This is a genomic window from Rhizobium mesosinicum (assembly GCF_019511345.1).
Taxonomy (GTDB): domain Bacteria; phylum Pseudomonadota; class Alphaproteobacteria; order Rhizobiales; family Rhizobiaceae; genus Rhizobium; species Rhizobium mesosinicum.
This window is the reverse complement of record NZ_JAEUAK010000006.1, coordinates 82,153-105,527: the sequence shown is the minus strand read 5'-3', so window position 1 is coordinate 105,527 and position 23,375 is coordinate 82,153. Positions and strand designations below refer to the sequence as shown.

The 23,375-nt window shown below is 60.7% G+C and carries 16 protein-coding genes; 5 read left to right on the top strand and 11 right to left on the bottom strand.

Annotated elements, in window-relative coordinates:
• Window positions 1–35: 35 nt before the first annotated feature.
• Window positions 36–1,874, top strand: coding sequence for an ABC transporter ATP-binding protein (locus JNB85_RS17390; RefSeq protein ID WP_220335587.1), 1,839 nt, complete (start codon window positions 36–38; stop codon window positions 1,872–1,874).
• 256 nt (window positions 1,875–2,130) lie between these two features.
• Window positions 2,131–3,462 (top strand): glucoamylase family protein, encoded by a 1,332-nt coding sequence (locus tag JNB85_RS17385; RefSeq protein WP_220335586.1) that lies wholly within the window; start codon window positions 2,131–2,133, stop codon window positions 3,460–3,462.
• 2 nt (window positions 3,463–3,464) lie between these two features.
• On the opposite strand, the gene JNB85_RS17380 is transcribed toward JNB85_RS17385, so the two are convergent.
• The 6 genes from JNB85_RS17380 to hglS form a co-directional block, all read right to left on the bottom strand.
• Complete coding sequence (locus tag JNB85_RS17380) at window positions 3,465–4,502, bottom strand: ABC transporter ATP-binding protein (RefSeq protein WP_220335585.1); 1,038 nt, start codon at window positions 4,500–4,502, stop codon at window positions 3,465–3,467.
• Window positions 4,499–6,166, bottom strand: a complete 1,668-nt coding sequence (locus JNB85_RS17375) for an ABC transporter permease (protein WP_220335584.1) — start codon at window positions 6,164–6,166, stop codon at window positions 4,499–4,501. Before JNB85_RS17375 ends, JNB85_RS17380 begins: the two co-directional genes overlap by 4 nt.
• Before the next feature lie 63 nt (window positions 6,167–6,229).
• Window positions 6,230–7,255 carry an iron ABC transporter substrate-binding protein gene (locus JNB85_RS17370; RefSeq protein ID WP_220335583.1) on the bottom strand — a complete coding sequence of 342 codons (1,026 nt, stop codon included), beginning with the start codon at window positions 7,253–7,255 and terminating at the stop codon, window positions 6,230–6,232.
• A gap of 206 nt (window positions 7,256–7,461) precedes the next feature.
• Window positions 7,462–9,000 (bottom strand): L-piperidine-6-carboxylate dehydrogenase, encoded by a 1,539-nt coding sequence (gene amaB, locus JNB85_RS17365; protein WP_220335582.1) that lies wholly within the window; start codon window positions 8,998–9,000, stop codon window positions 7,462–7,464.
• 25 nt (window positions 9,001–9,025) lie between these two features.
• Window positions 9,026–10,309, bottom strand: a complete 1,284-nt coding sequence (locus JNB85_RS17360) for an NAD(P)/FAD-dependent oxidoreductase (protein ID WP_220335581.1) — start codon at window positions 10,307–10,309, stop codon at window positions 9,026–9,028.
• 69 nt (window positions 10,310–10,378) lie between these two features.
• Complete coding sequence (gene hglS / locus JNB85_RS17355; RefSeq protein ID WP_220335580.1) at window positions 10,379–11,785, bottom strand: 2-oxoadipate dioxygenase/decarboxylase HglS; 1,407 nt, start codon at window positions 11,783–11,785, stop codon at window positions 10,379–10,381.
• 101 nt (window positions 11,786–11,886) lie between these two features.
• Here hglS and JNB85_RS17350 point away from each other — a divergent pair, with 101 nt between their 5' ends.
• The 3 genes from JNB85_RS17350 (at window position 11,887) to JNB85_RS17340 (ending at window position 14,369) form a co-directional block, all read left to right on the top strand.
• Window positions 11,887–12,795, top strand: a complete 909-nt coding sequence (locus JNB85_RS17350) for a LysR family transcriptional regulator (RefSeq protein ID WP_220335579.1) — start codon at window positions 11,887–11,889, stop codon at window positions 12,793–12,795.
• Window positions 12,796–12,863: 68 nt separating this feature from the next.
• Complete coding sequence (locus JNB85_RS17345; RefSeq protein WP_007825394.1) at window positions 12,864–13,100, top strand: Lrp/AsnC ligand binding domain-containing protein; 237 nt, start codon at window positions 12,864–12,866, stop codon at window positions 13,098–13,100.
• A gap of 114 nt (window positions 13,101–13,214) precedes the next feature.
• The gene (locus tag JNB85_RS17340; RefSeq protein WP_420852277.1) at window positions 13,215–14,369 is read left to right on the top strand and encodes a glycosyltransferase family 4 protein; all 1,155 of its coding nucleotides are present in this window, start codon (window positions 13,215–13,217) and stop codon (window positions 14,367–14,369) included.
• A 15-nt stretch (window positions 14,370–14,384) separates the two neighbouring features.
• Here JNB85_RS17340 and JNB85_RS17335 read toward each other — a convergent pair whose 3' ends face one another.
• From JNB85_RS17335 to JNB85_RS17315, 5 genes are all read right to left on the bottom strand, one after another.
• Window positions 14,385–17,696 carry an oligosaccharide flippase family protein gene (locus tag JNB85_RS17335; RefSeq protein ID WP_220335577.1) on the bottom strand — a complete coding sequence of 1,104 codons (3,312 nt, stop codon included), beginning with the start codon at window positions 17,694–17,696 and terminating at the stop codon, window positions 14,385–14,387.
• Between the two features lie 89 nt (window positions 17,697–17,785).
• Entirely contained in the window at window positions 17,786–18,964 is a 1,179-nt protein-coding gene (locus JNB85_RS17330; RefSeq protein WP_220335782.1) for a glycosyltransferase family 4 protein, read from the bottom strand.
• Between the two features lie 39 nt (window positions 18,965–19,003).
• Window positions 19,004–21,478: a glycosyl hydrolase 2 galactose-binding domain-containing protein gene (locus JNB85_RS17325; RefSeq protein ID WP_220335576.1), complete on the bottom strand. Its 2,475-nt coding sequence runs from the start codon at window positions 21,476–21,478 to the stop codon at window positions 19,004–19,006.
• A 16-nt stretch (window positions 21,479–21,494) separates the two neighbouring features.
• Window positions 21,495–22,457 (bottom strand): DUF1839 family protein, encoded by a 963-nt coding sequence (locus tag JNB85_RS17320; protein ID WP_222858698.1) that lies wholly within the window; start codon window positions 22,455–22,457, stop codon window positions 21,495–21,497.
• An 8-nt stretch (window positions 22,458–22,465) separates the two neighbouring features.
• Window positions 22,466–23,374 (bottom strand): amino acid--[acyl-carrier-protein] ligase, encoded by a 909-nt coding sequence (locus JNB85_RS17315; protein ID WP_220335574.1) that lies wholly within the window; start codon window positions 23,372–23,374, stop codon window positions 22,466–22,468.
• Window position 23,375 lies beyond the last annotated feature (1 nt).

Sequence of the window (23,375 nt, the reverse complement as noted above, 5' to 3'; positions counted from 1 at the left end):
CCAGCCTTCCGGCACAAAAAGAATAAGGGAACGATATGAGTGATCAGCCTGCAGCATCCGTCTCTCCGGTTCTTTCCGTCAAGAACTTGACAACTTCCTTTCTCGCAGATGGCGAATGGAGATCCGTCGTCCGCGATGTCTCCTTCGATGTCATGCCGGGGGAAACGGTCGCCATCGTCGGAGAGAGCGGGTCCGGCAAAAGCGTCACCTCGCTTTCCATCATGCGCCTGCTCGCCAGGGGCTCGAGCCGCGTCGAAGGCAGCATCACGCTCAATGGGCGCGATATCCTTTCCCTCTCCGACAAGGAGATGCGTTCCGTGCGCGGCAAGGATGCCGCCATGATCTTTCAGGAACCGATGACCAGCCTGAATCCGATCTTCACCGTCGGCAGGCAGATTTCCGAAGCACTGACATGCCATGGCGACATCAGCAAGGCCGACGCGCGCGCCGAAACGATCCGCCTTCTGGAGAAGGTGCGCATTCCGAACGCCGCATCCCGCTTCGATGAATATCCGCACCAGTTTTCCGGCGGCATGCGCCAGCGCGTCATGATTGCCATGGCACTCGCGTCAAGGCCGAAGCTTTTGATCGCCGACGAACCGACCACCGCGCTCGACGTGACGATCCAGGGCCAGATCCTCGACCTCATCAAGGTGCTGCAGGAAGAAGAAGGCATGTCCGTCCTCTTCATCACCCATGACATGGGTGTCGTCGCCGAGATCGCTGACCGCACCATCGTCATGTATCGCGGCGAAGCGGTCGAAACGGGCACGACGGACGATATCTTCAATCGCGGCAAACATCCCTATACGCGCGCCCTGCTCTCTGCCGTGCCGCGGCTCGGCTCCATGGATGGTCGCAAATGGCCGCTGCGTTTCCCTGTCATCGACTCGGCGACCGGCGAACGCCGCGAACCGGTGGAAGTGGCCGAAACCGTCGACCGCCGCAAAACGCCAATCCTCGAAGTGAAGAACCTCGTCACACGCTTCGATATTCGCGGCGGTCTCCTCGGCCGCAAGACCGGCGCCATTCATGCTGTCGAGGACGTTTCCTTCGAACTCTTTCAGGGCGAGACGCTGGCCCTCGTCGGCGAATCCGGCTGCGGCAAATCCACGACCGGACGCTCGATCACGCGTCTGGTGCAGCCGAATGCCGGCTCTATCAGCCTTGACGGCTATGACGTGCTGAATCTCGACGCGATCAGCCTGCGTCAGATGCGCCGCAGCATCCAGATGATCTTCCAGGACCCCTTCGCGAGCCTCAATCCGCGAATGACGATAGGGGCTGCCGTTGCCGAACCCATTGTCGAACACGGCCTCGGTACCCGTGCACAGGCCCGCGACAAGGCCGCCGACCTGCTCGAACGCGTCGGCTTGAAGCCCGATATGATGAAGCGTTACCCACATGAATTTTCCGGCGGCCAGCGCCAGCGTATCTGCATCGCACGCGCCCTTGCGCTCGATCCGAAGGTAATCGTTGCGGATGAAAGCGTGTCGGCCCTCGATGTCTCGATTAAGGCCCAGGTCTGCAATCTCCTGATGGACCTGCAGCAGAGCCTCAACCTTGCATTCCTTTTCATCTCCCACGACATGGCCGTCGTCGAACGCGTCAGCCATCGCGTTGCGGTCATGTATCTCGGCGAGATCGTCGAGATCGGCCCGCGCGAAGAGCTTTTCCGCAATCCGCAGCACCCTTACACCAAGAAGCTTATGGCGGCTGTTCCGGTGCCCGATCCCGCCCGACGCGGCATCCGCCGCAACCTCGCCACCGACGAGCTGAAAAGCCCCGTCCGCCCCGTGGGTTACGTGCCTCCGAAGCGTCAGTTCCGTGAGGTCGTAGCAGGCCATCTGGTGCGGACGGAGGAAGCTGCCTGAGCTAATCCAGGAGGCTCAACCGAAAGTTTAACGATGATAGATAGCGCACGGGATGGACTACATCGCGGGGGTGCGGTTTACTCCCTTTTGCTGCATCGCTTATATCATTTATTCCAGATATTATTTCACGGGGAAATTATTAACGCCAATCGCCGACGTTTGTGTTCTCTTATCCTTGCGAATCAAAAAGGTTTGATTTGCGTGGGGCAGCCGCCATGTTGAAGCATGGGGCGATAGAACAGTTGGGCAGGAGCACATGCTGCAACGGATTGAAGACATTGATGCCGCGCTAGTCGACAGGCTGCAGCATTCAGCGTTCAAATATTTCCTGAAATATTCCAATCCTGAAAACGGCCTCGTGCCGGATACGTCCATCCCTGGCGTGCCGGCGAGCATCGCCGCAGTCGGTTTCGGGCTTTCCTCGTATCCGGTTGGCGTCGAGCGCGGCTGGATAAGCCGCGAGGAAGCTGCCGAGCGCGTCTTCAATACGCTGCATTTCTTCGCCAATGCCAAGCAAGGTACGGAACGCCACGCGACCGGCCATCGCGGCTTCTTCTACCATTTTCTGCACGTGGATACGGGCAACCGCGCCTGGAACAGCGAGCTTTCGACCATCGATACCGCTCTGCTCGTTGCCGGCATCCTGACCGCCGCGCAATATTTCGACGGCGAGGATGAAACCGAAACCGAAATCCGCGCACTCGCAAAATTCATCTACGAGCGCGTTGACTGGCGCTGGGCGCTGAACAAGGGCGATTGTATCTCGATGGGCTGGAAGCCCTCTTCGGGTTTCCTGCGTTGGCGCTACCATGGCTTCGATGAAGCGATCATCCTCTACACGCTGGCGCTGGCATCACCGACCTACTCGATCCCCCAATCGAGCTACGACGCCTTCACGGCAAGCTATTCGTGGATGATCTTCAACGAGCAGCCCTATCTCTATGCCGGGCCGCTCTTCATCCATCTCTTCTCACATGCCTGGATCGATTTCCGTGGCATCCAGGACAAGCCGATGGCCGAGCGGAACTGGGACTACTTCCGCAACACGCAGGTCGTCATCAATGTCCAGCGCGATTATGCGGAACGCAACCCCGGCCAGTTCGTCGGCTACAGCAAGGATATCTGGGGCTTCACCGCCTGCGATGGCCCCCCGCCGACGCGGCGCATGCGCGGCGGCCGCAGCCCGAAGGTCCTGGGATATGCAGCCCGCGGCGCTCCACTCGGCCCTGATGACGGCACGATCGCGCCCTGGGCAGCGCTCGGCTGCCTGCCTTACGACCGCCAGGCTGCCCTGGACGGCACCAAGGCGCTGCTGACGACTTATCCGAACCTGCTCCTGGAAGGCGGCTTCCCCGGCGGCTTCAATCCGACAGTCCAGACCAAGCGGCCCGAGGGCTGGGTCGATGACCGCACCGTCGCCATCGACCAAGGCCTCGTCGTCATGACGGTCGAGAACGCACGGTCCGACTTCATCTGGAAGTTGATGCGTAAGAATCCGGTCATCCGCCTCGGTCTCGAACGCGCAGGCTTCACCGGCGGTTGGCTGGCAGGCGAGGAATCCGAAGAGCTGGTTTTGAAGGCGGGCTGAACTTACCGCACAAACACATGCGCCTTGCCGGCGATATCGAGGCGAACGAGATCGCCTCGCGCCGGCAATGCCACGCTTGATGTCTTGATCAGGATCGGCGGCAGGGCGACAGCCGCAAGCGACACCGCCACCGTGCAAGTCGCGCCGCCGAATTCCACATCGACGACACGTCCGCCATATTTCGCGTTGGCCTCGTCGACGACGACGCGGATCTGCTCCGGCCGCAACATGATTTCCGCCTTGCCCTGGTGGGGCCCCTCAACCGGCACACTGCCAAGCGCGCAATCGGCAAAACCGTTCTTGATGATGGCCGGCAGCATGACGGCATCGCCGAGGAAAAGCGCCGTCTCGCGGTCGCGCGGCTTGAGATAAATTGTCTGCGGTGTGCCGGCCTGCACGAGTTTCCCCTCGCGCAATACCGCAACCTGATCGGCAAAGGAGAGGGCCTCGCCCTGATCGTGGGTCACAAGAACGGCGGTGATGCCAGCGGTCTGCAGAACGCGGGCAACAGCCTTGCGCATGTTTTCCCGAAGGCCTGTATCCAGGGCGGAAAACGGTTCGTCCAGCAACATCAGGCGCGGACGGCGACCGAGCGCGCGGGCAAGCGCCACACGCTGCTGCTGGCCACCCGAGAGCTGGTGCGGACGGCGATCCAGCATACTGTTTTCCAGCTCCACCATTTCCAGAAGGTCGCGAATTCGCTTTTCGCGATCCGGCGCGCCGCGCTCGAAACCGAAACCGATATTTTCCGCGACACTTAGATGCGGAAAAAGTGCGCCATCCTGCGAGACGATGCCGATACCTCGCTTGTGGGCGGGAACGCAGGCCGGCCCATCGGCAAGCACCTCACCATCGAGCATCACACGACCGACATCAGGCTGTTCGAAGCCGGCAATAATGCGCAGCAGCGTCGTCTTGCCGGAACCGGAGGGACCGACGACCGCCGTGCGGCTGCCCGCCTGAACTTCGAGCGAAATATCCTTCAGGGCCTGAACCGGGCCGTAACGCTTGCTGATAGTGTCGATCGTAAGCAGCGTCATTGGCCGGCAGTCCGTTTCGATTGGGTATAGAGCATGAGGGTAAGCGGCAGCGACAGCACGACCATCATGAAGGCATAGGGTGCTGCAGAGACATAATCGATCTCGCTGGTCAACGACCAGAATTTCGTCGCCAGCGTATCGACGCCGTTCGGCGACAGCATCAGCGTCGCCGTCAATTCATTGGTGATGCCGAGCGCGGCAAGTGCCATGCTGGCAGCAGCCCCCGGCGCTGCAAGGCGCATGGTGATCTGGCGCACTGCCTGTCCCGGCGTCCGGCCAAGCCCCATTGCTGCGCGCTCCAGTTCGACAGGCGCCTGCGCGATGCTGGCGCGCAAGCCCACCATGGCGCGCGGCAGGAACAGCAGCACATAGGCAACGAGCAGCGTTGCAAAGGTCTGGTATAGCGGCGGAATAAGGCGAACGGTGATGGAAACCAGCGCGAGCGCCACGACGACACCGGGCAGCGAACCGACATAATAGTGGCAGGCTTCGAGCATGCGCTGAAGGCGGCCCGGCGCGCGCACCGAGAGCCATGCCATGGGGGCAGCGGCGATTGTCGTCAGCACGCCGCCGGCAATGGCGAGAACGATCGTCTGCACAAAGGCGCTTACGACCTCGAGACGCCAGATGCCGAGCCCACCGAGATAAAGCCAACGACCGAGCGTAATCAGCGGCACGCCGAGCGTCAGCACTGCGAGGATAATCGGTAGTGCCAAGGCAGGCACCACGAACCAGCCGAGCCGGCGGCGATCGGCCGGGCGCGCCGAACCCGAGCCGACGCGCGCATATCGCTCATTGCCGCGCGACAGGATCTCGAGGCCGAGGAGGAATAGGCAGCAGGCGACGAGCACCCCGCCGAGCATATTGGAAGCCGGACTATTATAGGAAGACTGAAACTGGTCGACGATCGCGGTCGCAAACGTGTCGAAGCGGATCATCACGAACAGTCCGTATTCCGACAGCAGGTGCAGCGCGATCAGCAGCGAGCCGCCGCAGATGGCAAGGCGCAGCTGCGGCAGGATCGTGCGGAAGAATACGCGCCACGGATCGAGGCCAAGCGAGGCCGCAGCATCTTCGATTGCCGGATCGAGCCGGCGAAGGGCGGCTGCAACCGGCAGGTAGAGGAAAGGGTAATAGGCCAGCACCGAAACGAAAACGCCGCTCTGCAACCCGCGCATGGCCGGAAGCAGGCTTACCCAGGCATAGGAATGCACGAAGGCCGGCACGGCGAGCGGGGCGATCGCCAGCCATGCCCAGAACCGTGGGAAAGGGATGTCCGTCCGCTCTGTCAACCAGGCGAGGGTGACGGCAAGCACGATCGACAGCGGAATGGTAATCGATTCCAGGAGAACCGTATTGACGAGAAGCTGGCCGACACGCGGGCGGAAGACCAGCGTCTTCACCGTTTCCCAGCCGACATCATAGGTCACCCAGGCAATGAAGCCGAGCGGCACGAGGCTGAAGACCGCGACGATGGAGGCGAGGAGAACGACTGAAGCGTGTGGCATGCGCCCGCGCCGCAAACTCATTCGCGCGGCCCCTGGCGTCACCGGCGCCTTCTTGCGGGATGCAAGCAATCTATTGTCCTGCAGCAAGGCCGATGCCTTCACACGCTGAAAAAGGAAGGCAACCGCCGTTGAGGAGCGGTTGCCGGATTTCGTCATGCCCTAAGGTTTTCTTGAGCCAAAAGCAATAGTTTTGGCCGGAAGAAGCCTGCGGCAGAAAGGTTAGATGAGGCCGGCGGCCGTCATCAGCTCCACGACCTTCTTGCTGTCCAGCGTCGAGGCTTCGACCTTTGGAGCGTCGAGATCGGCAAGCGGCACCAGCCTGTCATTGGAGGCCGCGTTCTTACCGACAGCATATTCAAAGGAATCTCCATCCTTGAGCACTGCCTGGCCGGCCTTGCTGGTGAGATACTTCAGGAAAGCCTGAGCTTCCTTCATGTGCTGCGTGGACTTCAGGACACCGCCGCCCGAAACGGAAACGAAAGCACCCGGATCCTGATTCTTGAAATAGTGCAGGCCGACATTCTTGCTGTTTTCGCCGGTCTTCGCCTGATCGCCGAACCAATAATAGTGATAGATGATCGCGCCCTCGACTTCACCAGCGTTCACGGCCTTCATCGCAACGCTGTTGCCCTTGTAGGGCGTGGCGTTGTCCTTGAGGCCTTTCAGCCATGCCTTGGTGGCATCTTCGCCCTTCAACTGCAGGAAGGCCGCGACGATTGCCTGGAAATCAGCACCAGCGGGTGCGGCACCCCAGCGGCCCTTCCAGGCCGGATCCTGAAGTTCGGCCATCGACTTCGGCAGCTTGTCTTCCGTCAGCTTCGTCTTGTCATAGACAAAAACGGTGCTGCGGGCGGCGATGCCGATCCACATGCCGTCAGCCGGGCGATACTGCTCGGGAACCTGATCCAGCGTGTCCTTCTCGATCGGCGCAAACAAGCCGGCACCGTCGACCAGCGTCATCGCCGGCGAGTTTTCGGTCAGGAATACGTCGGCCGGTGAAGCATCGCCTTCCTGGATGATCTGATTGGCGAACTGCATGTCGCTGCCCTGGCGCATAGTGACCTTGATGCCGGTCTCCTTGGTGAAGGCGTCGATCCATTCGCGGCCGAGGCTTTCGTGCTGGGCATTATAGACGACGATACCTTCGGACTCCTGCGCATTGACGCTGCCTGCGAGCGCAGTGGCGGCGAGAAGTGAAGCGGCAAGCGCGAACGCGCCGGAGAGACGGTTAAAAACAATTTTCATGATGGCCTCCGTGGCAATGTCACCCGAGTTCCCAAGGATGATGGCAGGCGTATATTTTTGTTGACTGATGACTTCAAGTTTCGGGGTCAAAAATAACATCACATTATCTTGACTCAATCTTTCATCTTCGCGGGAAATAAATCCGAATGTCCTCAAAAAAAAGCGACGCCACTGAGGCGCCGCTTTTTGGATTCAATGCGTTAGCCTTATTCCACGTCGAACTTGACGCCTTGCGCCAACGGCAGGGTCTTGCCGTAATTGACGGTGTTGGTGGAGCGTCGCATGTAAGCCTTCCAGGCATCCGAACCGGATTCACGGCCGCCGCCGGTCTCCTTCTCGCCGCCAAAAGCTCCGCCGATCTCAGCACCGGATGGACCAATATTGACATTGGCAATGCCGCAATCCGAACCCCGCGAGGACAGGAAGGTCTCCGCTTCGCGCATATTGTTGGTGAAGATCGAGGACGACAGGCCCTGCGGAACGGCGTTGTGCAGCTCCAGCACGGCGTCGAAATCGCTGTACTTGATCACGTAGAGGATCGGAGCGAAGGTTTCCTGCTCGACCGGGCCGGTCTGCTCGGGCATTTCGACGAGTGCTGGGCGAACATAGAAGGCTTCTGCCGAACCGTTCTCGACGCGCTCACCACCGACGACAGCGCCGCCAGCGGCCTTTGCCTGGTCAAGCGCCGTCTGCATCTTGCCAAAGGCCTGCCCGTCGATCAGCGGGCCGACCAGAGTACCCGTGTCCAGCGGATTGCCGATCGTCACCGAGCCATAAGCCTTCTTCAGCCGCGGAACGAGCTGGTCGTAGACGCTCTCATGCACGAAGAGACGGCGCAGCGTCGTGCAGCGCTGGCCGGCCGTGCCCATCGCCGCGAAAGCAACGCCCCGCAGCGTCAGATCGAGATCGGCCGTTGGGCAGACGATTGCGGCATTGTTGCCGCCGAGTTCCAGGATCGCGCGGGCAAAACGCTGAGACAAGCGCGGACCGACGGCACGACCCATGGCCGTTGAGCCAGTGGCCGAAACGAGCGGAATCTTCGGATGGTCGACCAGCACTTCACCTACCTCGCGGCCGCCGATCAGCAGCGTCGAGAGATTTGCCGGCGCCTTGCCACCTTCAGCAACAAAACGCTTCAGTGCCTTCTCGAACAGCGCCTGCACGGCAAGCGCCGTCAGCGGCGTCTTTTCGGAAGGCTTCCAGACGGTGGAATTTCCGCAGACGATGGCGAGTGCCGCATTCCACGACCAGACGGCCACAGGGAAATTGAACGCCGAGATAATGCCGATAGCGCCGAGCGGATGCCAGCTTTCCATCATCCGGTGCTCGGAACGTTCGGTGGCGATCGTCAGGCCGTAGAGCTGGCGGGAAAGGCCAACGGCGAAATCGCAGATATCGATCATTTCCTGCACCTCACCGAGGCCTTCGGAGGTGATCTTGCCGACTTCGATCGAGACGAGGCGGCCAAGCGCTACCTTGGAGGCGCGCAACTCTTCGCCGAGCAGGCGGATCAGCTCGCCACGCTTGGGTGCCGGAACGCCACGCCATTCGAGGAAAGCCGCGTGCGCCGCATCGATCGCCGCCTTGGCGTCGGTAACAGAATGCTCCTTCAGCTTTCCGATTTCCTTGCCCGTGATCGGTGATGTCACCGAAAGCGTACCGCCGGTGTATCTGTTGGCATCGACGCTGAGATCGGCGAGCAGCTTCGCGGTTTCGGTGGCGAGATCGAGGACGGCGATGGTCATTGTCTTGGTTCCAGTCTTGTTGTTCTCAGAAACGGGCATCGGCGAAATGGGCGACCTGAGCGCCGGCTTCGTACCATAATTCCTTAAGGGCGCGGAAGCTCGGCTCGCGAGGATCTGTCAGCGGCAAAGGCAGATCCGCTTCAGCCATCCGGCCAAGAATATGCTCCGCCAAAGTGCGGCCGAACACTGTCCCCGGCGCGATCCCGCGGCCATTATAGCCTGAAAAACCGATGACATTGGGAGCGAATTTGTGGAAGCGTGGCAGCGCATTGTCGGTCATGCCGATCTGTCCGTACCATTCACATTCGAATTCGATATCGCCGATCTCGGGGAAGAGCCGCTTCAGCGAGCGCTTGGCCCACCCTTTGTGCACGGAAAGGCCGGTGTTGCGCAGCGCCCCGACACTCCCGAAGACCAGGCGGCCGGCCTGATCCATCCGGAAGGAGGAGAGGATTTCCTTTGTATCCCACACACCCTCGCGATTGGGCAGGATCGACCGGCGTAGGTTGTGGCCGAGCGGTACGGTGGCGAAATTGAAATAGGGCAGAAACACCTGTTCGCTGCGCACCTGCTCCCAGGGGCCGGTACTGTAGGCGTCGGTTGCCACGATGATCCAATCGGCGCTCACCTGTCCGCGTGCCGTCTTGACCACCCAGCGGCTGCCCTGCCGGTCGGTTGCGATAACAGGGCTTGCTGTATGCAACACGACACCCGCCTTCTGCGCGGCATCGGCAAGCCCGCGCGCATAGGCAAGCGGCTGCAGCGTGCCGGCCCGCATGTCGAGCAGCGATCCGGCATAGGCATTCGTACCGATGCGTTTTGCCGTCTGATCCGCATTAAGCAACGCGACGGGTGCACCGCGCGCCGACCATTGTTTGTAGCGTTCCTCGACTTCCTTCAGCCCATCGGGACCGACAGCGCAATGCAGCGTGCCCTGCTTTTCGAGCTCGCAGGCGATACCATGCTTTTCGATCAGCGCCATCACCAGCTGCGGCGCATTGCCGAGCAGATCGAGCAGCCGCTCGCCATAAACAGGGCCGAGCACACCGGGCAGGTCATCAGGCATGACCCACATGCCGGCATTGATGAGGCCGACATTGCGACCTGCGCCGCCGAAACCGATCTCCTTCGCCTCCAGGAGTACGACCCGCGACCCAGCCTCGGCCAGATGCAGGCCGGAGGAAAGGCCCGTATAGCCGCCGCCGACGATGACGACATCGGCCTCGGTTGCGCCTTCCAGCGCAGACGTGGCGGGCGGCTGGGGAGCAGTCTTTTCCCATAGGCCGTGGGAGCGCGGATCATTGAGCATCGGACAGTCCAGTCTGGATCGAAATCGGTACTCTAGCGCCGCTCCCGCCTCTGCGGAAGCGGCGGATTGTCAGGCCACCGTCTTCAGCTTCAGGCTGGAAAGGCCGAGCTTTTCCATGGCCATGTCGAGCGAGGCAGCCTGCCGCTCGTCGTAAAGCGCGAGTTCGTCCTGTACATCAGCGCCGAGCGCCTCCTCGAAGACATCCCGGTTCGAGCGTGTCGCATAATTCTGCTGCTGATCCGTACCGAGGTTCGATTGAAAGATACCGGCCGCGCTGACGGGCAGGAAATCCTCGTAGATAATGGGATCGAACCGCAGATAGCCCTTGGCGATCAGCGCGTCCGGATCGGAGGGCAGCTCTCCCCTGGCCGCAATACCTTCGGGCGTCGCCGAATAGTGGAAGAAGGCAAGCCCCTCGCGCCGCAACTCTTCCCAGCTGTCCGGCAGCGCTTTAAAACGCTCGGCAAGTTCGGCATCATAGTCGCCGGCCTTGGCGCCGGATGCGCCGACCTGCACTTCGCCCCGCACCGAGGCAAGCAGCCGATCATAGAGTGCCCGGCCCTTCGCCGTCAGCGCCACGCCGCGCTGTTCGATCTCGCCGAAGCGCGCCGTGTGCGTGCCTGATCTCGTCCCGGCCTCGCCGGTAAAAGCAATCGGCTCTTCCAGAGCCTTGAAGCTCGTCTGCCGCAGCAGGATATCGCAATTGCGTCGCGGCGGGCCTTCGATGACGGCCTTGGGCGTGATGCCGCGCTCCGGCATGCGCCGCTGCACTTCATCAATATCAAGGGTGCGCGGCGTCAGGTGGTTGATATGCGGCCCCTTGAAACTGACGACATCGGCAATGAGGCGATGCGCATCGTGCAGACGTTTGTAGGTCTCGGCGCTGACTGTCGCCTCACCGTGCCAGCGGAAGGTTTCCAGGGCCTCGGCAACAAATTCTGCGGCTTCTGCTTCCGTCAGTCCACCAGCCTTCTCATGCTGCTCGATGAGTTTGATGGCGCGGGGGGTGTAGATCTGCCGCTTGGCGAGAATATCGGCGGCTTCGGCGCGCAATTCCTCTTCCTCGATCAATTCCAGCCGCAGGAGCGAGGTGAAGACACGGAACGGGTTCACGTTCAGCGCTGCCTCACCAATCGGCCGGAAGCAGGTGGAATGCACGGGAACACCGGCGACCGAGAGATCATAATAACCGACCGGCTGCATTCCCATGACGGCAAAGAGCCGGCGGATCGTGAAAAGCTCTTCCTCCGTTCCGAGACGGATCGCACCATGGCGCTCCACATCGATGCGCTCGAGCTCGCCTGCACGCCGAAGCCGCTCGCTCAGACCACGGTCTTTCGCTAGGACTTCGGCGTTAACCTCCCCCACAAGTTCGATCAGCGCCCCGTATTGCGGCACCTCCGTCCGGTACATCTGCGACATGGCGTCGGTGAAAAGCGAACGGATGCGATCCGTGGAGACGAAAGCACCGGGCATGAGGAAACTCCGTTCATTCCGATTTTGCAGGATGAAGTTCTTTACAAGCCCACTGAACCCGTGAATATCGACGTTTCGGAAATAGTTCATTCTGAAATGGAATGACCATGCTTTTACCAAGACGTTTTTTGCCGTCGATTTCGCATCTCGCCGCCTTCGAGGCAGTGGCGCGCACCGGCAGCGTGACGGCAGCAGCACGCGAACTAGATCTGACGCAGAGCGCCGTCAGCCGCCAGATTAAGGCGCTGGAGGAGCAACTCGGCGTCGAGCTTTTCCTGCGCGAGCGCCAGTCCGTGCGACTTACTCTTGCCGGAGACGCTTACGCGCGGGAGATCCGCGAAGCACTCCGCCGTATCTCCAGCGCCTCGCTGAACCTGCGTGCTAATCCGCATGGCGGTACTTTGAACCTCGCCATTCTGCCGACCTTCGGCACCCGTTGGCTGGCGCCGCGCCTCGGCCGCTTCCTTGCCGCCAATCCGGGCGTCACGATCAACCTCGTGACCCGGCTCTCCTCCTTCGATTTCCGGCTCGATTCCATCGATGCCGCCATCCACTTCGGTCATCCCCACTGGCCGGGCGCGGAACTCGCCCTTCTGATGTCGGAACGCACGCTGCCCGCCTGCAGCCCGGATTTCCTTAAGCGCAATGCGATCTCCCGCGCGGAAGACCTGCTGACGATGCCCCTTTTGCATCTGACGACGCGGCCTGATGCCTGGGAGCGCTGGTTTGCCGATAACGGCGTCGCCTTCCAAAGCGTGCACGGCATGTTGTTCGACCAGTTTGCCACTGCAGCACAAGCGGCGATCGCCGGCCTCGGTGTTGCCCTGCTGCCGACTTTCCTGATCCAGGAAGAGCTGAACCGCGGCGATCTCGTCGCAGCCGTCGACCGCGAGATGGAAAGCCGCGAGCGCTATTATCTCGCTTTCCCCCCGGAACGCGCCGATTACGCGCCGCTTTCCGCCTTCCGAGACTGGATCGTCTCCGAAGCTCGTTCGGGTTCTGAAACGTAAGGAAGGCTTGCATCGCAGCAGCGGTTTCGACCATTATGCGCCATCAGAATTCGATGCAGGAAACTCCCATGAAGCCGATCTTCGTCCAGCTCCAATGCGCGCCCGGCAAGACCTACGAGGTCGCCGACGCCATCTACAAGACCGAATTGGTCTCGGAGCTCTATTCGACATCGGGCAATTACGATCTGCTGCTCAAGGTCTATATCGAAGAAGGCCAGGATATCGGCAAGTTCATCAACGACAACATTGCCAACATCCCCGGCATCGTCCGTTCGCTGACGACACTGACCTTCAAGGCGTTCTGAACCGGTTAACCCTTTTGGTAATAAAGCCGGTCGGGCGCCCCTACATATACCGCACCTTAACGGCCGGCGTGGCTGGTCATTCCCACAGAGAATAGGTGGGAAATGTCCGTCCCCATGAAAGAGACCGTCGAGAAAAGGCCGCAGCTTGATGCTGCACCTCTCATCGTGCATGTCGTACGCCAGTTTCTGCCGAACCGCGGTGGTCTGGAAGATGTAGTCGCCAATCTCGCCCGCCAGACCCTGAAACGCGGATACCGCGTTCGCGTCGTCACGCTCGATTCTCTCTTTACCGCACCTGAAAACAAGCTGCCGGCGCGCGAAACCATCGACGGCATCGAGGTTGTCCGCATCCCCTGGTCCGGCAGCCGCCGCTATCCGGTAGCGCCGCAGGTCTTCCGCCATATCGGCGATGCAGATCTCATTCATGTCCATGCGATCGACTTCTTCTTCGATGCGCTCGCCTGGGGCAGGTTCCTGCATCGCAAGCCCATGGTCGTCACGACCCACGGCGGTTTCTTTCACACGAAGAAATTCCTTGCCATCAAGAAAGTCTGGTTCAGAACGCTGACGCGGCTCTCGGCGATCGCCTATCGACGCGTCATTTGCTGCAGCGCGTCGGACCTCAGCCAGTTCGTCCAGATCGTCCCCGATGGCATGACCATCGAGAATGGTGCCGATGTCGGCAAATTCGCCGATGCCGCCTCGCGCACACCCGAGCGGCGCATCGTCACGATCGGGCGCTTCTCCGTAAACAAACGGCTCGATCTTCTGCTGGACGCGACGGCCGTACTCCTAAAACGTCATCCCAATTGGCATCTCGACATTATCGGCGCCGAATCCGATCTTGATGCCGCTGACGTCAGGCGGGAGATTGCCGCAAGATCGTTGCAAGCATCCGTAACCCTGACGGTTTCGCCGGACAATCACGCGATCCGCGGCATCATTGCCAAGGCATCACTCATGGCTTCGGCATCGGAATATGAAGGTTTCGGCATCGTTGCGCTGGAAGCCATGAGCGCTGGACTGCAGCCGGTCCTCAACACCAACGAGGCCTATCGGGTGCTCGCCCGGCGGCATGAGGAAATCATCCTCGCCGACTTCACGAGGCCGGAATTGGCAGCGGATGCGATCGAGAAAGCCTATCGCAACGTCACCGTCGAGGGTTTGTCCTTGCGGAAGAGCCTCATGCAGGCCGCCCATGCCTATTCGTGGGATGCCGTCGCGGAACGGTATATAGACCTCTACCGCTCAATTGGCATTGGCACTTAAAAGGTCAGAAAATTCTCAAGCTTTCGCCAGCCGGACGATCTCGTCCAGCACCAGCTTGCGCGATTCCGGCGGCGTCAGATTGTGATCGGCATCCTGCAGCATCACCAGACGCACGTTCGGGTGGCGCGCGAACTTATGACCGCGCGGACCGAAGTGGAAATACATGTGGTCGAGACCGACATCGCCTTCGCTGTAGATCAGAGTCAGCGGCACCTTGCGTTTGCCGAGTGCCGCAAAGGATTGACGCACCTGGCGTGCGATATGGCGGCGGCCCGGAATGAGTTCCACGAGCGGCGCGATGCGCGGCGAAAGCCGGCGGCCGATCGCGATGAAGATGTTCTGCAGGGCCGCAAAGACATCGACCTCGCCGCGGAACAGCCGCTTGACCGTGTCGAGCCGCATCATCCGCTGACCGTAGTCGTCGACGCTGCGCGGAACTGAGACGACATGTTCGCGTCGCACCGGCATCTCGGGATCCCAGTAATAGACGAAGGGATTGATGGAAACGATCGCCTTCAGCCGCTCATCCTCGATGCCGGCGCGCAGCGCCACATAACCGCCGCTGCAGCGACCGGCGACCATGATCGGTCCGGCAACGAAGCTTTCCAAAAGATCAAGCGAGGCGAGCGCGTCTTCGGTCTGTTTCGCGGAATAGAGAACCTGTTCCGGCGCATCCGGGCGCGGAACGCTGTCGCCGACATTGGCGGAATCGAAGCGCAGCGAAACGACGCCCTGGCGAGCGAGCTCACGTGCCATATCGACCGTCGTACGGCCCCAACCGGCATGTCGGTCATAGGCCGTCGACATGAAGAGTACGGCATTACCTTTGATCTCGCCCTGCGGCCGGCTGACGACACCGATGAGATGCTGAAAGGCTCCGAAACGAACCGGAATTTCCTCGAAACCATCACCCGCGAGCGGCTGGTTTTCGACCTCCTGCGGAGAATGAACCGCGGATGCGGCAGGCGCGGCTGTCTCGACAAGCCATTCGGTGAGCAGCGCGATGACTGCCATCGGCGTTTTGGCAAAGAGCGGGTTCGTGACCAGCTCGTCATAACCTTCGAAAACACGCTGCTCGACATTGCCGCCGAGTGCCTTCAGGGCGTCGGCGAAGGCCGTATCGTCAACCCGAACCGGACGTTCGAGGATGAGGTAATTCGGCGCCGCTAAGTCCTGCGGTGAACTGATATTGAGCTTGCCGATTTCCGCGGCAATCGCGTCCGGCAGGGTCAACCCGGCGATCTGGACCTGCGTGCTCGGCGCATGTTCCTTACCGAGGCCGAGGTCGGCATGGATGATCCGCGACCACATGTTGATTTCGCGCAGATGCCCCCTGCCGCTCAGAACAGGCGCGAGCAGCACGACGCTGCCGACGCCCTCGATCGAATGACCGGTCAAATGAGCAAGCGTGCCGCCGAGACCCTGGCCGATAAGGATTATCTGCGAGCAACCGCTAAGCGCCTTCAGCTTTACAGCGGCCGCGCGGATGGAGTTCTTCCAGATTTCCAGGCTTGGCATCTGATTGCCGAAATCGAGCGCGTCACCGGTGCCAGTATAGTCGAAACGCAGGCTCGGCACGCCGATGTCGGAAAAATGCTCCGCTGCCACACGATAGAATTTCCGTGTGCACATTTCCTCGAAACCCCAGGGGCTGACGAAGAGGACAGCAGCCGAGCGTTTTGCGACGTCAGCCTTTTCCGGCATGAAGAGACCAATCGTGCCGTCAAAGACAACGGGAAGAGCAGCGGAGCGGCCGGCGCCTTCCGCCGGTTCACGCGAGAATTCTTCGTTGACCGGCTTCTTCTCTTCTCCTTCTTGGGTCGGCGCGGTGATGAAATCGACCACGCGCCTTGCCGATCCCTGCAGCAATGCGGGCATCTTGTCGAGGATCGAGCGCAGCACCCGGATATCTTCGGCAGGAACGGCACGGAGGACTTTCAACGCAGCAAAATACGCGAATGTGCCAGCGATGATCGCCGCGACAAGACCGACAGGACCCTGGACGAGCTCAAGTGCAGTAACGGCACCGCAGGCGCAAAATACCGCCGCAAGAGTAATCTTCGTAAGGCTGAGATAAAGGCCCGAAAGCTGCGTTCCGAAGCCAGTTTGTCTGACCATCATTACCGACATCGCAACGAATACGGCTATGCGCACAAGCGCGGCGCCCTCGGCGGCCAGACTAGGTACGATGAGTAAACAACCTGCCACCATCAGCAGGCCACCTATCACACTGATTTTCAACCGTACATTGGCTTTGTCGATTGAAAGCAGGTACAGGCTGAGAACCTGCATGAGAGTGTAGGCAGGCGCGACGAGCGCAAGCAGTGCGACAACTCCAGCGCTTCGGTCGAAGGCTTCGCCAAAGACCACATGCACAAGTTCAGTAGAGATCGCGGCAAGCCCCAGGCTCATAGGCAGCACGATATAGGCCATGCTGCGGATGACAGCGGCAAAGGCGTCGACCGGGAACTTGGAGTCGGCGCTGGTATGCCGCCGTTCCGAATAATAGGGGAGCAGGCTGCCGCTCATCTGGATCGGAAGCTGCAGCGCGATATTGGCGATCGACAGGCCGGCAGCGTAGAAGCCGACCATTTCCACCGACCAGAACTGCTGCAGGAAAAGCAGTTCGATACGGTTGAGGAAGATCGAATCGATGATGAACTGCATCGACAGGATGACCGACGACGAAGCCAGATATTTGAGGGAGACACCGCAGCGGTCACGACGGGCAAAGAGGATCGGCAAGGTAGCGACGAAAAGCACGAGCTGGCCGAGTGCATAGCCGACAAGCACGCCCTGCACACCGTAAAAGACGGCACCGACCGCCACGCCGACAAGCTGGAAAACCGAGACGATCAGCGTCAGCTGGAAGAACGTGCCGAGCCGCTTTTCGCCGATGAGGTAAAATTTGACGAAAGAGCCGATCGCCTGGACGAAAAAGAGAATGCCTGTCACGAGCGCCACCGACGGCGCGGTGTCGGCCCAATGCATTTCCTCCGATGTCAGGAAGAACAGGGCATAAAGCCCCAGCAGCACCAACGTGGAGCAGACCGTGAAGGTGACCAGGATCGAGGCAAATCCCCTGCGTTGCTCGAAGTTGTAACCCTGTGCCGAAAGCTGCGGCAGTGTCTTCAGAAGCGTGATGCTGGAGCCGAGTTCGGCAATCGAGGCCCCTGTGACGACGAGCCAGAGCGAGAAGGCGACGATGCCGTTGGCCTCGGGGCCGAGCAGGCGTGCAGTTATGATCGAGGACACAAACCCCGTCACCAGAAGCAGCATGCCTGCCGCCGCATTCATCACCGAATTTGCAATAATGCCCTTCGACATCCGTCCATCCGCCCGAAGCCGCAGCGCGGCCGAAAACAAGCCATCTCTAAATTGGAAATGTTAAAATAAAGGGGAGTAAGGCGCTCAGTTTAGCTTGCCTGCATCGCCGAAAGCCGTGAAAGCGCCTTGTCGTAGCTGTGCTTGGCAAGATGGCGCATCAGATAGTCTCGAGCCCCCTCCGACTTCCGCCTCGCACCATCAGGATCGGAATAGATGCCCTTCAGATGCGCTGCTGCTGCTAGCGGTGACGGATCGGCCCAGACGGCATCCTTGAGATCGGCAAATTCCGGATGATCATCGATGACGGGAATAAGTGAGGGCTCGACCAGCCAGGTATTATCAGGGTCGCAAAAGTCTGCAGTACCCGACCATCCTGTGGAGACGACAGGCGTGCGGTGCATGATCGCTTCAGCCACCGTCAGACCGAACCCCTCCGAACGATGCAGCGAAAGATAGGCGTTGGAATCACGGATAATGCCGTTGATCTCCGAACTCGCCAGATTGTCGATAACGATCCTGATGTTGCGGTCGCCTTCCACGGACTGCATGAGTGCCCTAAGCGCCTCGTCCCTCGCCGGGTTGCCGCTCGCCTTCATCAGCAGGAAGGCATTGCGGCATTCGGCGCTGAAGAGCCTAAAGGCTTCGATCGCTGCCTGCGGGTTCTTGCGGTTGATCGAGGAACCGGCGCTGAAGATGAAGGATACGAGAAACGCGTCCTCGGCAATTCCGAATTTCTGCCTGATGCCGTCAGCGGCCGGCCGCTCGGTCACCGGGTGCGGCACGACAATGACAGGTGCTGTCGTATGCGGTGCGATTGCGCGCCTGGTGAATTCCGAGGGAACGAAGACGGCGTTCATATAGTGCATGGCATTGCGCCATTCCGCCGGCACCACTTCCAGCTCCCATGCCCAGTAACCGATATTGAAGGCGCGGGTGAAATTGCCGAGGCCTTTCTTCAGGATCGCGCGCGGCAGCATGGGCGGATTGAGATGCCATATGCGGCTTCCCGGCTGGCCGCCGGAGATTTGCTCGGACGTCCATTCGACCAGCTCGTCTTCGTCCGGATGTGTGCTGACATCCGCAAGCACGATTTCACGGCCCACCTGCGAAAGTGCAGCAGCGCAAAGGCGCGCGGATTCGCCTACACCCGCCGCCATCGACAGGTAGCCGACGATCTCAACCGGTCGACGCGGATTGAAGGCAAGCCGCGATTTGACAATCAGCCGCTGCAGCAGATGCCCGCGCACCCTCCGATAGACGCCCCGCAAAGCCTCTTCCGCCTGCACCCTGATCGTCATGACCGCTCCTTAAAGCGCGAAACGGCGCAAGGCGCCGACGCTTCTGATTTCGCCCGCCGGCAATGCATCGCCATCAGTACCCGCAGCAGCGATGAGCTTCACTCGCTTGGCAGGACCTGGCGCCAGATGGAACCAGTCCTCTTCAGCCCGGTAGCCTTCGACATCGATATGCACGGATTGAGCCAGCCTGTCGGTCGCAAGCGTGATGAACCAATCATCGCCCTCACGGATGAAGGACGCCTCGATCGTCGCGTCGTGGAAGGCTCTGGCTCGGCCGCGCGGGAAATGGAAAGCCTGCGCCAGCAGCGCGCCGTCCATCGCCGACCGCAGCCAGGCAACGCTGACGTCATGCGATGGCGCGCCAAAACGGAAGGCATAAGCCGCATCGAAGAAGCCGCCGAAGAGATCGGTGCAAGCGATACGCTCCACGCTCCTCGGGTCGAGATTGAAAGCCTTGCTGCCGCTCGCGACCTGCTGGCGCCCATCGCGCAGGCAGGCCACATCGAGCTCGAGAGCGACCACCCTATCCGTTTCGTTGATGACGTGGACATGGAGGCCGTTCGTACCCTCGTCCGTAAAAACTGCCTGCACCGGACGGAAGGCGCGGCACATTGCATGCCAGACAGGCTTCGGCTCGCCGGTAGAGTCGATCACGCCCCAGCCGGGGCCAGGCAACAGATCCTGCAGCGTCCAGACGAGCGCGCCATTGCAGGACGATCCCTTGCCTCGCCATTCGGCAAAGGTCTCCTCCAGCACTTCTCCCGTCACTGCGCGCGAAAGATCGAGATAGCGCTCGGGGTCTTCGCGGCGGAGTCTGGCCGGATCGAGATCGTAGAGAAGTCCGAGATAGAAATCTCTGATATCCTCGAAATCCCAGGAAGCACCGCGGTCACGCGGCACCCGCTCTTTCCAGAGCGGACTGTGAACCGAAGGCACGTCGAGATGCCGCTGCAGGGTCCGCTGCTGCGGCACATGGGCAAAGGCGAGGCTTTCGGCCGCAAAGCGCACCTCGGCGCGGCGGGCATCCTCGAGCGGCCGCATATAGGCACCGACGCCGTAATAATGCGTGACGCCAGCGTTGGGCGAAAAGGGCATCGCCCCGCCATAGGGCGAATTCGGCACATAGGGCACATCCGGCCGCATGCGCTGGCAGATCGCCGGAATGATCTCGTCGGTGATCGGCCCGCTCCAGAAATCCGGGGGCAGGCCGAACATCGCCGCCTGCTGATGGATTTCGCTGCCGCCGCAGAGCATCGCTAGCGAGGGCGAGAGCTGTACGCCGTGCAGAAACGCTTCCACTTCGGCATGCACATGGCCGATAAACGCCTTGTCATTCTTGGGATAGTCGAAATTGGCGAACATGAAGTCCTGCCAGACCATCAGCCCAAGCGCATCGCAGAGCGCGAAAAAGTCGGGTGTTTCATAGGCCATGGTACCGCCGATGCGGATCATGTTCATGCCGGCCTCGGCAGCAAGCCGCAGGAAGGGCTCGTAATCGGCCCGCTCGCCAGGCAGCCGCACGATATCGGCCGTTGTCCAGACCGCGCCGCGGCAGAAGACCCGCTCGCCGTTGACCACAAGCGCGAAATCGTTGCCATCAGCGCCATGGTCGGCCTCGATACGGCGAAAACCGGCTTTGCCCAGCGAATGTTCTTCGCCATCGATAACCAGCGTCACCTCATAGAGATGCGGCACGCCATGCGTATGCGGCCACCACGCCTCGATGTCGGAAAGCTTGAGAATCGCCGAATAGTGCCGATCGCCGATCTTCTCGAAAGCCTGCTCGGCGCCGGCGCAACGCAACAGCATTACCGGCTCTTCGCCAGCGGTATAAAGCGAAACGCTGAGTCGCCCCGCGCCTTTTTCCTCCAACACCGCGCGCACCGAAACATTATCGACCGAAGCCGCGCCCCGGCGCACGAGCGAAATCGGTCGCCACGGCCCAACGGCATGGATCTCCGGGCACCAGCCGGGCATATGCCCGAGCAGCGTATTGCGGACATTCTTCAGCCCCTGAGGCGCAATCATTTGCGGTCGCCAGCGAGCACGCGGCCCGGGCTCCGACAGATGAGGGCCAAGCGCCCGGAAACACAGCGCCAGTTCATCCCCGCCTGTCAGCGTCACCGGCATTTCGTGCGTAGTGAACATGCTTTCGGAAGAGAGGATTTCCTGACCGTTGAGAAAAACATGGCAGATCGTCGCCAGCCCCTCAAAACGCAGGATCGCCTCACCTGGCTCCGTATCGAAGAGGCGGGTCAGGTACCAGGCGTCCTTGGTGTTCAGAGGCTGTGGATTTTCCCGGTCAAACAGCCCTGCTCTTTCGAGCGCCGCTGCGACAGTGCCCGGAACAGGTGCGGGAATGAACTGCGCCGAAAGGTGGATATCGTGGGGTGTCGCGCAGGCGTCGGGCTCGGTCAGAACCAGATTCCACCCTTCGGAAAGCAAGCTTTCCTCAGCCCCGATGCTTGCCAACCGCCCCCGCATGGTCAGATCTCCGGCTTCAGACTCGCTCCACGAGCGATGCCATCATCGAATCCCATGCATCGGCTGCCGGATCAAGTGCGGCTTTCAAGGGTTCGAACTTGCGGCGGGTGACTGCGCGGGCAAGCTGGAACTGAACCGACTTCGCCGCTTCCGAGATCCGGCGCGCCTCTTCGGCCGCAACACCAAACTCGCCGGCTGAAAGCCAGGTCAGATGATCGGCTGCGAGTTCGAAATTCGCTCCCACCTGCCGCAGCGTGTTGAAGGCATATTTGTGGAAGAAGCCGAAGGGCCGATCGGCTACTCCCTCGACCTGCAGCGGAAAGACCTCGGCAAAAGCACGGATCGGATTGGCGCTCGGGCGGCGACGGAAGTGGAAGGTTAGGAGACGCCGGGAAACCTCGCGCAGATGCGCTTCGCCGACAGGGCGTTCCGGGAACTTGGCGAATTCCGTATAGGGCAGGAACGGCGCATCCTCATCTGTCAGATGCGACTGGAACAGCCCGTCGAAATCCTCGCCCTCGATGCGGAAATAACCGGCATTGTGGAAATAGTCGACGCGCTTGCCGGCAAAGTCCAGGCGGTTGATCGCGACCGTGGTCTTGCCGTGCTCCTGCCGGTAGGCGGTGCCGCGCGTATCCGGCATATAGAAGGAATCCATCTCGATGAGGCAGAGTCGCCCGCGGGCGATCTGCACCTCGACATGCCGTTCCACGCGGTCGTAGATAGCAAGCTCGGTAGTGCGGATGCCATAGAGGGCCTCGAGATCTTCCAACGGTACCTTGAAGAAGGTGAACTGGTCGCCCTCGAAATCCTGCGTCAGCGTAAAGCCGAGCATCGCTTCGGGTGCGACGCCGAAGGTGGAGAGAACCTCGATCCAGAGATCGATATAGCAATTGGTCTCCGGCCACATGCGCTCGCCGGAATGCAGCGCATGCGGCTTGTAGGCATCAGGATCGATACCCGCAAAAACCGAGGTCATGGAACCGCTCAGCCCCACAGGACTCTCCGGACACTGGCCGGCCATTCCTTAACGTCAAGGCCGTGGTGATGGAAGAGCGCGAGTGCGATGCGCTCAAGGCCGAAGCCGACGCAAGCCGTATGGGCCACACTGCCGTCTTCGAGGTTCAGGCCCCACTTCACACCGAAAGAGTCCTGGTGGTAGTTGAAGCTCATGCAGGCCGTCGGGTTCGCCGACGAGGTGATCGGGATCAGCAGTTCGAACTTCAGGTTCTGGTCACGCTGGTTATTGACCATCATCTTGCCGGCGCGGCCGAAGAACGGGTCGTTGGCAACATCGATCGTCACATCGAGGCCGACCTGCTTCATCATTTCGACGCCGCGATCCATCCAGCTCTGGCGGAAATCGGTCACATGCTGCTCAGTGCCCATGCAGACATATTCGCGCATGCGGAAAAGCTGCTGGCGGGCAGGATCCTTCGAGGGTTCATGGCGGAAGCAGTAGGACTGGAGATCGAAGAGGCCACCGTTGGCCGGCAGGTTGCCGCGTTTGGCAACTGTCGGGTAGAGCGGGTAGCAGGCAGCCGGCGTCAGAACGATATCGGTTGCCTTCTGGTCTTTGGTCCAGTCGTCGCCGACTTCCATGCATTGCAGCAGGCTCATATGGTCGAGCTCACTGCCGCAGAAGCTGTGCACCGTGCCGGCAAGCTGCGGGAAGCTCTTCATGTAGCCGCTCTTTTCGAAGAGCGCACGATTCATGCCGGGCGGAAAGCGCATCGCTTCGGCGCCATCGGCGCCACCGAACCTGTCGATCAGCCGTTCGAAAGCGGCGATGACGTCTTCGAACTGGCCGCTGCGGCCATAAAGACCGTCAACGCCGGTATCGATCAGCAGGCCGGACTCGAAGAGCCGGTCCAGAAACGAAGTCTGCATATCCATG